This window comes from Sphingomonas sp. GlSt437, from assembly GCF_048015635.2.
Taxonomy (GTDB): domain Bacteria; phylum Pseudomonadota; class Alphaproteobacteria; order Sphingomonadales; family Sphingomonadaceae; genus Sphingomonas.
Genome location: NZ_JBPGYA010000001.1, coordinates 557812 through 569734, shown reverse-complemented (window position 1 = coordinate 569734; position 11923 = coordinate 557812). Strand labels below are relative to the sequence as shown.

General features: G+C 65.7%; 8 protein-coding genes. 4 read left to right on the top strand and 4 right to left on the bottom strand.

Going from position 1 to position 11923, the window contains the following annotated elements:
- Window position 1: 1 nt before the first annotated feature.
- The 3 genes from ACLB0R_RS03015 to ACLB0R_RS03005 all read right to left on the bottom strand — a co-directional run bounded on the left by ACLB0R_RS03015 (window position 2) and on the right by ACLB0R_RS03005 (window position 4822).
- Window positions 2–751, bottom strand: coding sequence for a DsbA family protein (locus ACLB0R_RS03015; RefSeq protein ID WP_416641868.1), 750 nt, complete (start codon window positions 749–751; stop codon window positions 2–4).
- Entirely contained in the window at window positions 748–2097 is a 1350-nt protein-coding gene (locus ACLB0R_RS03010) for a M48 family metalloprotease (RefSeq protein WP_416641867.1), read from the bottom strand. The genes ACLB0R_RS03015 and ACLB0R_RS03010 overlap by 4 nt, the downstream gene beginning before the upstream one ends.
- 145 nt (window positions 2098–2242) lie before the next feature.
- Window positions 2243–4822 (bottom strand): ribonuclease E/G, encoded by a 2580-nt coding sequence (locus ACLB0R_RS03005; protein WP_416643084.1) that lies wholly within the window; start codon window positions 4820–4822, stop codon window positions 2243–2245.
- A gap of 508 nt (window positions 4823–5330) precedes the next feature.
- On the opposite strand from ACLB0R_RS03005, the gene ACLB0R_RS03000 reads away from it, so the two are divergent.
- The 4 genes from ACLB0R_RS03000 (at window position 5331) to ACLB0R_RS02985 (ending at window position 11480) form a co-directional block, all read left to right on the top strand.
- Window positions 5331–6611 (top strand): N-acetylmuramoyl-L-alanine amidase, encoded by a 1281-nt coding sequence (locus tag ACLB0R_RS03000; RefSeq protein ID WP_416641866.1) that lies wholly within the window; start codon window positions 5331–5333, stop codon window positions 6609–6611.
- Window positions 6612–6795: 184 nt separating this feature from the next.
- Window positions 6796–9372, top strand: coding sequence for a penicillin-binding protein 1A (locus tag ACLB0R_RS02995; RefSeq protein ID WP_416641865.1), 2577 nt, complete (start codon window positions 6796–6798; stop codon window positions 9370–9372).
- Between the two features lie 117 nt (window positions 9373–9489).
- Window positions 9490–10617 (top strand): peptide chain release factor 2, encoded by a 1128-nt coding sequence (gene prfB, locus ACLB0R_RS02990; protein WP_416641864.1) that lies wholly within the window; start codon window positions 9490–9492, stop codon window positions 10615–10617.
- A 212-nt stretch (window positions 10618–10829) separates the two neighbouring features.
- Window positions 10830–11480, top strand: a complete 651-nt coding sequence (locus ACLB0R_RS02985) for a class I SAM-dependent methyltransferase (RefSeq protein WP_416641863.1) — start codon at window positions 10830–10832, stop codon at window positions 11478–11480.
- Here ACLB0R_RS02985 and ACLB0R_RS02980 read toward each other — a convergent pair.
- Window positions 11477–11899, bottom strand: coding sequence for a JAB domain-containing protein (locus ACLB0R_RS02980; RefSeq protein ID WP_416641862.1), 423 nt, complete (start codon window positions 11897–11899; stop codon window positions 11477–11479). The genes ACLB0R_RS02985 and ACLB0R_RS02980 overlap by 4 nt on opposite strands.
- Between the last annotated feature and the right edge of the window lie 24 nt (window positions 11900–11923).

Genomic DNA, 11923 nt, shown 5'->3' with positions numbered 1-11923 from the left:
GTTAGCCGCGCGCCTTGGCGCGGGCATCGGCGATCTGCTGCTTGAGCTCGTCGAGCGGCAGCGCTGACGAGGTGACGTGGTCGCCGATCACCCAGCTCGGCGTGCCGGTCATGCCGAGCTGCTTGGCGATTGCGTAGTTGCGATCGATCTCGGCATCGAGCGAAGGGTCATCGAGTGCGGCTTTTACCTGTGCCGGCGGCAGCTTGGCGGCGGCGACGGCGGCATCGATGCTTTGCTGGCTGATCGGGCCGCCAGCATACATCGCCTGGTGGAACGCCGCGAACTTGCCAGCCCGCGCCGCAACGATGCTGTAGCGCGCGGCGACCTTGCTCGCGTCGGAAAGCACGGGCAGCTCGCGATAGACGATCTTCACGCCCGGATCGGCCTTGAGCAGCGCATCGATCGTCGGCAGGCTGGCGCGGCAGAAACCGCAATTATAGTCGAAATATTCGACGATCGTAACGTCGCCCTTGGGATTGCCTGCCCAGGCGCTGCCGATGGGCGAGTAGATGTCGGCATGGCTCGCCGCGATCGTCGCGCCGTTGCGCCGGTCTTCCAGCCGACGCATCGCTTGCGGCAGGATTTCGGGATGGTCGAGGATATAGTCGTGGACCACGCGCTCGAGCTTCGCCTGCTCGCCCAGCGCCGGGGCGCGGCCTTGCCACAGCAAAGTTGCGCCGGCGCCCGCCAACCCGGCGAGCAAGACCACCAGCGCCGCGATCAGCGGGCTCTTCGCCAGACGCTCGATCACCGCCGCCTCTTGCCTTTTTGATCGTCAAGCTCGTTTTGCGAGGCGAGCGCGATGTCCTGCGCGCGGATCCAGTCGGGCGTGTCGGGCTTCAGGCCCTGCATCGCGCCGCGCGCGCTGCTGGCGGCGGTACGGTTGTCGCCGGTCAGGCTGGCGCGCTCGGCAGTGGCGAGCAGGGCGCGGGCATTGTCGCCCTTGAGCTCATAAACGGTGCCGAGCTGGAACCACGCGAAGGGATTGTCATCATCGCGCGCGACTGCCTGGCGCAGCACCTTTTCGGCTTCGTCGTAATTGGCCTTGTTCTCGGTCGCGATCAGCGCGTGGCCGAAGGTGGTCGCGATCAACGGCTGATAATTGGTCAGCTGCGTCGCTTCGCGCAGCGGCGTCAACGCCTCAACCGGCTTGCCCGCTTCGAGCAGAATCTGGCCGCGGACTTCCAGAAAATAGGGGTCGTGCGGCTGCGCCTTGATCAGCGCCATCGTCTCGGCATCGGCTTTTTCGGGATAACCGCCCTTATGGTAGGCATAAGCGCGCGCATAATGCGCATAGACGCTGTTGTTGGTCAGCGGGTAATCGCGCAGCGTTCGCGTCGGCTCTTCGATATAGCCTTCGAGCTTGGCTTTGACGCGCTTGAACCGCTCCTCGAGCGCCGGGTCGAGCGGCTTGCTCCACGAGGCGGATGCCTTGAGCGTATCGGTCAAGTGCGCGATGCGATCGCCCGAGAGCGGGTGGGTCTGCTCATACGGGTCGATATTGTTGTAGCCGTAGCGATATTCTTCGTTCTGCAGCTTTTTGAAGAATTCGAGGAAGCCCTTGCCGCTGATGCCGGCGGTGTCGAGGAAGCGCGCAGCGGTTGCGTCGGCGGTCGCTTCTTGGACGCGGCTAAACGCGAGATATTTGCCTTGCGCCGCCGTCTGTCCTGCCGCGAGGATGCCGGCGCCGCCTTCGCCCGCGCCCGCGGCAATGGCCGCGACGCCGAGTACTAGGCTCAGCAGCGCGATGCCGAGCGCCGGCCGCGCGCCGGCGTCTGCCAGCACGACATGGCCATCGGCGACGTGGCCGAGTTCGTGCGCGAGCACGCCCTGCACCTGATTGGCGGTATCTGCCGCCTCGATCAGGCCGCTGTTGATATAGACCGTCTGGCCGCCGGCCGTGAACGCGTTGATCGACGAATCCTGGATCAGCACGATCCTGACGTCCTTGGGGCTCAGCCCCGCCGCCAGGATGATCGGCCGCGTCATGTCGGCAAACAGCGCTTCGGTTTCTGCATCACGCAGGATCGACTGGGCCTGGGCTGCCTGGGCATTGACCAGGAGCAGCAACGCGAACGCGGCGAACAGCTTTTTCATCACGCTTCCCGTATCGGCGAAAGGCGGCGCGGTTTCAACGCCGCAGCGGCGAAGCGACCCCGTCCGTGCTGCCCTGATGCCCTAAAGCTGAATGGCGGCTGACCGCGCGGGCGAAGACTGGTCCTCGCCCGCGCGTCTTGGTTGTTCAGTTGCCGAATGTGCGTTGCCACCAGCCACGGCGCGGCGTGGACGTTTCGCCGTCGGCGGCGACGAGCTCGCCACTGTTATCGTTGCCGGAGGGCGCTGGTTCGTCGCCCACCTCGGGCGTTGCTGCGGCCGGCTCGGCAGCGGCTTTGGGGCGACCCCGCTTCGGCTTTTCGGCGGGCGCTTCTGCGACTGGCTCGGCCGAGGTCACCGGCTCGGGCGCTGCCGCCTCAGCCTTGGCAGCGCGCTTGCGGCGCGGCTTTGCCGGCTCGGCATTATCCACAGCCGCGTCCACAGGGGCATCCACAGCGTTTTCCACCGGCTCATCAACAGCTGGCGCCGCTTCCGCCTCGGCTGCTCTGCTCTTGGCCGAGCGGCGCCGCTTGGGCTTGGCATCGGCTTCGACCGGCGCTGGTTCGGCGATGTCGACGATGGGCTCGGCCGCTGGCGCTTCCGCATCGACGTCGCTCTCGGCAACGGCTTCGACAGCCGCGCTTTCGCCGCTATCGCTCCGTCGACCGCCGCGCCGGCCACGCCGACCGCGCCGCCGGCGGCTTTCGCCGTCGGTGTTGTCCGCCGGGGCCGCCTCAGCGGTTTCCTCGGCGACCGTGCCTTCCTCGGCGCCCTCCTCATGGGCTTCCGCGGCATCATCGCTGCCACCTGCTTCACCCTCGCTACGGCTGCGACCGCGCCGACCACGTCGGCGACGGCGGCGTTTGCGTCCGTCACGATCGCCTTCGCCGTCCTGCTCGCGAGCGGGGGCCGCTTCGGCCTCGGCCTCGATTTCCTCTTCCTCCTCGGCCTCGTCGATCAGGTCGAGATCGTCGTCATCTTCCTCGATTGCGACCGGAGCGAGGCGAGGGACGTTGATCGGCGGCGGCCCGGAAGCCTCGACCGACATGCGCGCGCCTTCCTGCTCGCCATCGGCCGCGATCTCGATCGTCACGCCATAGCGTTCCTCGATCTCGGCCAACTCGGCGCGCTTGCGGTTGAGCACATAGAAGGCCGCTTCCTGGCTGGCGCGGAGCAGCAGTTGCGAGCCGCGGCCACGCGCTGCTTCGTCCTCCAGCAGCCGCAGCGCCGACAGGCCCGCCGATGATGCAGTGCGCACGAGTCCGGTGCCTTCGCAATGCGGGCATTGCCGCGTCGACGCTTCGAGCACGCCAGTGCGCAGCCGCTGCCGGCTCATTTCCATCAGCCCGAAGCTCGAAATGCGGCCAACCTGGATGCGGGCGCGATCGTTCTTCAGCGCCTCCTTCATCGCCTTCTCGACTTTGCGGACGTTGGAATTGTTGTCCATGTCGATGAAGTCGATGACGACGAGGCCGGCCATGTCGCGCAGGCGCAGCTGACGCGCGATTTCCTGCGCGGCTTCCAGATTGGTCGCGGTCGCGGTCTGCTCGATATTATGCTCGCGCGTCGAGCGGCCGGAGTTGATGTCGATCGACACCAACGCCTCGGTCGGGTTGATGACCAGATAGCCGCCCGATTTCAGCTGGACAACGGGGTGGTACATCGCCGCCAACTGATCCTCGACGCCGAAGCGCTGGAACAGCGGCACCGGGTCGACATAATGCTTCACGCGCCGGGCATGGCTGGGCATCAAGAGCTTCATGAAATCCTTGGCGTGGCGATAGCCCTCATCGCCCTCGACGATCAGCTCGTCGATATCCTTGTTGTAGATATCGCGGACGGCGCGCTTAATGAGGTCGCTGTCGCCATGGATCAGCGCCGGCGCGCTCGATGACAAGGTGCGCTCGCGAATCTCGTCCCACAGACGGGCGAGGTAATCGAAGTCGCGCTTGATCTCGACCTTGGTGCGCTGGAGGCCAGCCGTGCGGACGATGCAGCCCATCGTCGACGGCAGCTTCAATTCAGCCATGATCGACTTTAGCCGCTTGCGGTCGGCCGCGTTCGAGATTTTCCGGCTGATGCCGCCGCCATGCGAGGTGTTGGGCATCAGTACGCAATAACGGCCGGCAAGGCTGAGATAGGTGGTGAGCGCCGCGCCCTTGTTGCCGCGCTCTTCTTTGACGACCTGAACCAGCATCACCTGGCGGCGGCGAATCACGTCCTGGATCTTGTAGCGGCGACGCAGATTCATGCGGCGCTGGCGCAGCGCCTCGACCTGATCGTCCGACCCGCCATTGCCGCGCCGGCGCGGGCGGGGCTCGCCGCCCTCCTCGGCTGCTGCCTCGGCAGCGGCGCCACCATCATCCTCGAAACGCTCGACCGAGTCTTCGTCGACATCGTCGGCATCCTCGGCGGCTTCCTGCTCGGCGCGCAGGGCGGCTTCCTCGGCGGCATGCTCGGCTTCCTCGCGGAGCAGCGCGTCGCGGTCTTCCTTGGGGATCTGGTAATAATCGGGATGGATTTCGCTAAAGGCGAGAAAACCGTGGCGGTTGCCGCCATAATCGACGAACGCCGCCTGCAGCGACGGTTCGACGCGGGTTACCTTGGCGAGATAGATATTCCCCTTCAGCTGCTTGCGCTCGGCGCTCTCGAAATCAAACTCCTCGATTCGATTCCCTTTGACGACCGCCACCCGGGTTTCCTCCCGGTGGCGTCCGTCGATCAACATTCTGGTGGTCATTTATAAGTCTCCGGGCGCTTGGCGAGCCGACAAAGGCGCGCCGCGCGCGATACTGTCGCGCCGGTCGCCGGGGCAGGTCGCCCGCGGCATGGCCAACGCAATGGGTGGTAAGATGGTCGGATGGCGTTTGCCGGGTTGCGGCGGGCGCAACGCCCGTCGCGGTCCACCCGGCAACGATGCCGCCGGTGGAAACCGTGCGGATCGCGTGGGGTGGAAAAACTGTCATCGCAAACGTCAACCTGGTTGACCCGATGCTCCGGCGAACGGGAGCAAAAATGGTCGTGTCACCGATGTTTGCGAAGGCTCGCTCACACGGCTCATCGTATTTGGTAGCATTCCGTCGCGGGTCAAGCAACCGGCAGCACGCGGCAACCTTTTGCCGGGCGAGCGGCAAAAATATGCCGAACGGCCCATTAACCGCGTCGCGCAACCGCGATTTGATTAGCGTGCCGTTAGCCAGCGCTTGTCAGAAACGAACAGCGGGACGTCCTCCCTCATGCCTTTTTGCTGGACCGGCACGGCGCCGGCGCGGCATTACCGCCGCGTGACTTTTCTGCTCGCCTTGTTGGCGCTGTGGCTGACCGGCGGCGCGCCGGCCTTTGCCGCGGCGACCGTCGAGCGCGTCGACGTGGCGCCCGATGCGATCGTGATCCGCTTCGATGGCGATGTCGCGCGCGCGGCGAGTTTCGTGCTCGCCGATCCGACGCGGCTGGTGGTCGATGTCGATGGCGCCCGTCCCGGCCGTCGCGCCAATGCCGATGGCGTCGTCGATCGTGTCCGCCAGGCGTCGCGTGGCGACGATGGCGCGCGCATCGTGTTCGACCTCAGCGCGCCCGCGATCATCACCGAAGGCCGGTTCGGTAAAGACGCGCATACCCTGACGCTAACGCTGCGCACCGTGGACGACGCCACCTTCGCGCGCGCCGCTGCCGATCGCGAGCTGAGCTTCGTGCCGCCGTTCAGCTATGGCCGGCAAGTGTCGAGCCTAGCGCGCTATCGGGTGTCGCAACCGGTGCCGGCGCCGGGCCGTACGCTGCCGCTGCCGCGCGTCTATGGCGATGACGATAGCCGGCCGCTGGTGGTGATCGATGCCGGCCATGGCGGCTTCGATCCGGGCGCGATCGCCCCGGGCAGCGGGCTGAAAGAAAAGGACGTGACGCTCAAGATCGCGAAAGCGATCCGCGACGAACTGCTCAAATCGGGCCGCGCGCGGGTGGCGCTGACGCGCGAAGACGATCGCTTCCTCGTCCTGCAGGAGCGCTATGGTATCGCGCGCAAGCTCCACGCCGACCTGTTCATCTCGATCCATTGCGACAGCACCGAAGGCGGCGATGCGACGGGTGCCACCGTTTACACTCTGTCCGAAGTCGCGTCCGACAAGGAAGCGGCCCGGCTGGCGGCGCGCGAGAACAAGGCCGATGTGCTGCAAGGGGTGAATCTGGACTCGACCAACCCGGAAATCTCCGGGATTCTTATCGATCTCGCGCAGCGCGAGACGATGAACAAATCGGCCGAATTCGCGTCGCTGTTGGGGCGTGAGGCGCGGCCGCTGATGCCGATCAAGCCCAATTTCCACCGCATGGCCTCGCTGATGGTGCTGAAAGCGCCCGACATGCCGTCGATCCTGTTCGAGACGGGCTATATCTCCAACCCGCGTGATGCCGCCTTCATCGCCTCGCCCGAGGGGCGACAGCGCATCGCCGAAAGCATCCGCCGCGCGGTCGAGGTGCATTTCGCGCGACGGCTGGCGGCGAACGACAAAGCGAGCGGGGGGTGAGTTGCAAATCCTCCCCTACAAGGGGAGGTGGCAGCGCGAAGCGCTGACGGAGGGTGTGGCACTATTGATAGCGGGAATACCCCTCCACCGCCGACGTCGTCGGCGGTCCCCCTCCCCTTGCAAGGGAGGATTTTTAGGTCCCACTGGCGCCGCCCGCTGATCTTTCCTAAAGCGCTGGACGATCATGGTAGAGCCCGAATCGAGCGTCAATTTCCGTCTGTATCGCGACAGTGCGGGCGTTCGCCAATTCCTCCGCCAGGCGTGGAGCAAATGGTGGGTCAAGCTCGCCGCGATCCTCGGCGGGCTGTACATGCTCGGCTGGTTCCTGCTCTGGGTGCTGTTCGCGCGCGATTTGCCCTCGGTCGATGGCCTGCGCGTCTATGAGCCGCCGCTGCCCAGCAACGTTCGCGATGTGAACGGCACGCCGATCTACAGCTTCGCGCGCGAGCGGCGCGTGGAGCTGAGCTATGACGAATATCCGCCGCTGCTGATCCGCGCCTTTCTGGCCGCGGAGGATAAGAGTTTTTTCGAGCATCACGGCGTCGATTACACCGGCGCGTTCAGCGCGGTCGTCGATTACGTCACCAAGTTCGGCTCGGGCAAGCGCGCGCGCGGCGGCTCGACGATCACCCAGCAGGTCGCCAAGAATCTGTTGATCGGCAATGCCTATTCGCCGACGCGCAAGGTGCGTGAGGCGATCCTGGCATGGCGGATCGAGGATACGCTGACCAAGCAGCAAATCCTGGAACTCTACCTCAACCAGATTCCGCTCGGCCGCAATTCCTTCGGCGTTGAGGCCGCCAGCCACGCCTATTTCGACAAGGAATTGAACCAGCTGACGCTCGGTCAGATGGCCTATCTCGCTATCCTGCCCAAGGGGCCGGCCAATTACGATCCGTTCCGAAACACCGCCAAGGCGCTCGCGCGGCGCAATTACGTGCTGACCGAGATGCTCAAGAACCGCTTCATCACCAAGGAGCAGTTTGATCAGGCACAAGCCGAGCCGATCGGCGCGATCCAGCGCCAGACGCCCAAATTCGAGAAGGTTGGCGGCTATTTCGTCGAGGAAATCCGCCGCCAGCTGAAGGAAAAATTCGGCGAGCAGCAGAAGGACGGGCCGTACAGCCTCTATTCGGGCGGCCTGTGGGTACGCTCGTCCTACGATCCCAAGCTGCAGGAATATGCCCAGCAGGCGCTGCGCGATGGCTTGCTGCGCTATGATCGCGGCCGTGGGTGGGACGGGCCGCTCGACCATGTCGACATCGCGGGTGCGGCGGCGCCGACTGATCTTGGCGAGCAGGCCGATGAAGGCCCGGGTAATCCCGGCCAGCGGCAATGGCTGCAGGCGCTGCTCAACGACAATATCGAGCTCAATTATCAGGATTGGCGCGCCGCGATTGTGATTGCCAAGAACGCCGATGGCGCGACGATCGGCTTTGCCGACGGTCAGGTCAGCAGCCTGCCGGCGTCGCTCGCCTCGATGCCGGTGCGCGACAAGGGCGGGCAGGCGTTCGAGGCGATCAAGCCGGGCGATATCCTGGCGGTGGCGCCGCAGGGTGCTGCCTATGCCTTGCGCGCGTTGCCGCGCGTCGGTGGCGGCATGGTCGTCGAAGAGCCGCTGACCGGTCGCGTGCTGGCGATGCAGGGCGGCTTTTACTCGCGCGCCGGCTCGTTCAACCGGGCGACGCAAGCGCAGCGCCAGCCGGGCTCGACGATCAAGCCGATCGTCTATTCCGCCGCGCTCGAGAATGGCATGACGCCGGCCTCGATCATCATCGACGGACCGTTCTGCGTCTATCAGGGCGCACATCTCGGCCAGAAATGCTTCAAGAATTTCGGCGGCAGCCAGGGCTCGGGCCCGCACACGATGCGCTGGGGCATCGAGCAGTCGCGCAACCTGATGACGGTGCGCGCCGCCGCGCAGACCGGCATGGACAAGGTTACCGACGTCATCGACCGGATGGGCGTGGGCAAATATCCGCCGTTCCTGTCGATCGCGCTGGGCGCCGGCGAGACGACGGTGCAGCGGATGGTCAATGCCTTCTCGATCATCGTCAATCAGGGGCGCGGCCACCCCTCGACGCTGATCGATTTCGTCCAGGATCGCCACGGCAACGTCGTGTGGCCGGAAAATTGGCGGCCGTGCGATCGCTGCAATGCGCCCGACTGGAATGGCCGGCCGATGCCGCGCCCGGTCATCCGCGCGCGCCAGGTGATCGATCCGCTGACCGCGTATCAGATGGTGCATATTACCGAAGGCGTCGTTCAGCGCGGCACGGCGGTGGGCCTGCGCGATCTCGACCGGCCGATGATGGGCAAGACCGGCACGACGAGCGGCCCGACCGATGTGTGGTTCATCGGCGGCACCCCGCAGATCATCGCGGGCCTCTATATCGGCTATGATACGCCCAAGAACCTGGGCGGCTATGCCCAGGGCGGCACACTCGCGGTGCCGATCTTCAAGCAATTCGCGCAACAGGCTTATGCGGGGCTGGAGAAAGTGCCGTTCCGCGCGCCGCAGGGCATCCGCATGATCCGCATCGATCGCGCTTCGGGCAAGCCGGTGTTCGGCGGCTGGCCGGATGGCAACGATCCCACTGCGGCGGTGATCTGGGAAGCGTTCAAGCCCGAAAGCGGTGACCCGCGCCGCGCCGTCGCGCATGAGGAAGCCGCCGACAAGCCGCGCGACGTGAAGGCGCGGGGCGACCAGGATCACGCCGGCGACAGCGATTTCTTGCAAAGGCAGGGCGGAATCTACTAGCGCCGGTACAGCGTCATCCCAGCGAAAGCTGGGATCACTGGCGGCCAGGGTTGCGCGATCAACCACGCAGTCCCAGCTTTCGCTGGGATGACGGATTGAATTGGAAGGTCACAACACATGCGCGCCGAAGCGCAGGCTCATATCGACAGCATCAACGACTCGCTCGCGCTGGTGCGGCGCTTCCTCGATTGGGACCGCGCGCTGCGCCGGCTCGACGAGCTGAACGCGCGCGTCGAGGACCCGACCTTATGGAACGACGCCAAGGCCGCGCAGGACGTGATGCGCGAGCGTCGCCGGCTCGACGAAGCGATCAGCACGACCCGCGCGATCGAAACCGAGCTCAACGACACCGCCGAGCTGATCGAGCTTGCCGATGCCGAGGGCGACGAAGCGCTGGCGCTCGAAGGCGTTGCCGGGCTGGCAGCGCTGGCCGAGCGCGCCAATCGCGACAAGGTGAAGGCATTGCTGGCGGGCGAGGCTGACGCGAACGACAGCTATATCGAGATCAACGCCGGTGCTGGCGGTACCGAAAGCCAGGACTGGGCCGAGATGCTTCAGCGCATGTACACGCGCTGGGCCGAGCGGCACGGCATGAAAGTCGAGCTGATCGATTATCATGCGGGCGAGCAGGCCGGCATCAAATCGGCGACGTTGCTGGTCAAGGGCGAGAATGCCTATGGCTACGCCAAGACCGAAAGCGGCGTCCATCGCTTGGTCCGCATCAGCCCCTATGACAGCTCGGCGCGGCGCCACACCAGCTTTTCGAGCATCTGGGTCTATCCGGTGATCGACGAGAATATCGACGTCGAGATCAACGAAAGCGAGCTGCGCATCGACACCTATCGTGCGTCGGGCGCGGGCGGTCAGCACATCAACACGACCGATTCGGCGGTGCGCATCACCCATTTGCCGACGGGTATTGTCGTCCAGTGTCAGAACCAGCGCAGCCAGCACAAGAACAAGGCGGAGGCCTATAATCAGCTGCGCGCACGGCTCTACGAGCGCGAATTGGCCGAGCGCGAGGCAGCGGCCAACGCGCAGAACGCGACCAAGACCGATATCGGCTGGGGCCACCAGATCCGGTCTTATGTGCTCCAGCCCTATCAGCTGGTGAAGGACTTGCGCACCGGCGTGACCTCGACGTCACCCAGCGATGTGCTCGATGGCGATCTCGACGAGTTCATGGCGGCGGCGCTCGCCCAGCGCGTGACGGGCGAGACGGTCGCGGTCGAGGATGTGGATTGATGGCGCTGCCGTCGATCTTGACGCACCTCTCACATTTTCCCCGGCGAAGGCCGGGGCCCAGCCGTGCTGACGTTGCCGCAATCGCGCTTCGTGTTGGTCGCGAGGCAAGGGATGCTGGGCCCCGGCCTTCGCCGGGGAAGCGGGATTGGGGCTGGCGTTGGATTTGGGCGGGCGCGACGCTGCTCCTCGCCGCGTGCGATGCCGGGCCGGGCGTGGTCGCGCCCAAGCATGACGACGCCGGGCCGTTTCCCGCGCCCGACCGCCCGGTCGCGCACATCGTGTCCCCGCGCTGGTCGACCGAGGAAGCGCGCGACCGGCTCAACGAAGCCAAGACGGTGATGGACAAGGCCGGCATCAAGCCGGGCATGACCGTCGCCGATATCGGCGCGGGCGAGGGCTATTACACCATTCGCTTGGCCGCGCGCGTCGGCAAGGACGGGCGCGTGCTCGCTGAGGATATCGTGCCCGATGTGCGCGACGCGCTTGCCGAGCGGGTGGCGCATGACCGGCTCGACAATGTCAGCGTGCGCTTGGGCGAGCCGGCCGACCCCAAGCTCCCCGATGCGAGCTTCGATCGCGTGCTGATGGTGCATATGTATCACGAGATCGCGCAGCCCTATGAATTCCTCTGGCGCGTGCGGCCGGCGTTGAAGGCCAGCGGCGAGGTGATTGTCGTGGACGCCAATCGGCCGACGCAGAACCACGGCACGCCGCCGGCACTGCTCGACTGCGAGTTCGCGGCGGTGGGCTATCAGCTGGTATCGCGCGAGGATATGCCGTCTGCGGGCGGTTATCTGGCGACGTTCCGCGCGGTGGGCCGGCGCCCCGATCCCGGCGCGATCAAGGCCTGCCGCGCCCGCTAAAGCCAGCCGGTCTCGCGGAAGCTGGTCGTGCCGCCAGAGGCGATGATGAGATGTTCGATAAGCTTTACGTCGATCGTGTCGAGCGCGCGGCCCAGTCGTGCGGTGGCGTTGCGATCGGCGATGCTCGGGGTCGGGTCGCCGCTCGGGTGATTATGCGCCATCACTACAGCCGCGGCGTTGAACGCGATCGCATCGCGGACGACGTCCTGCGGGATAAGATCTACGCGGTCGATTTCGCCTTGATCGGAGTGCCTTAGTCCGAGAAGCATCCATTCCGGTTCAAGATATGCGAAGGCCACCATCTCGCGCGGCGCGGTGATCAGCGGCGCGAACAGCGCGTGGGCATCAGCCGTGGTGGCGATGCGCCTCGCCGGCAGTGGGGGCAGGGCGGAAACGGGGGGCTGGAACGCACGCGACAACATCCAACCTCCGTGCCCCGCTCC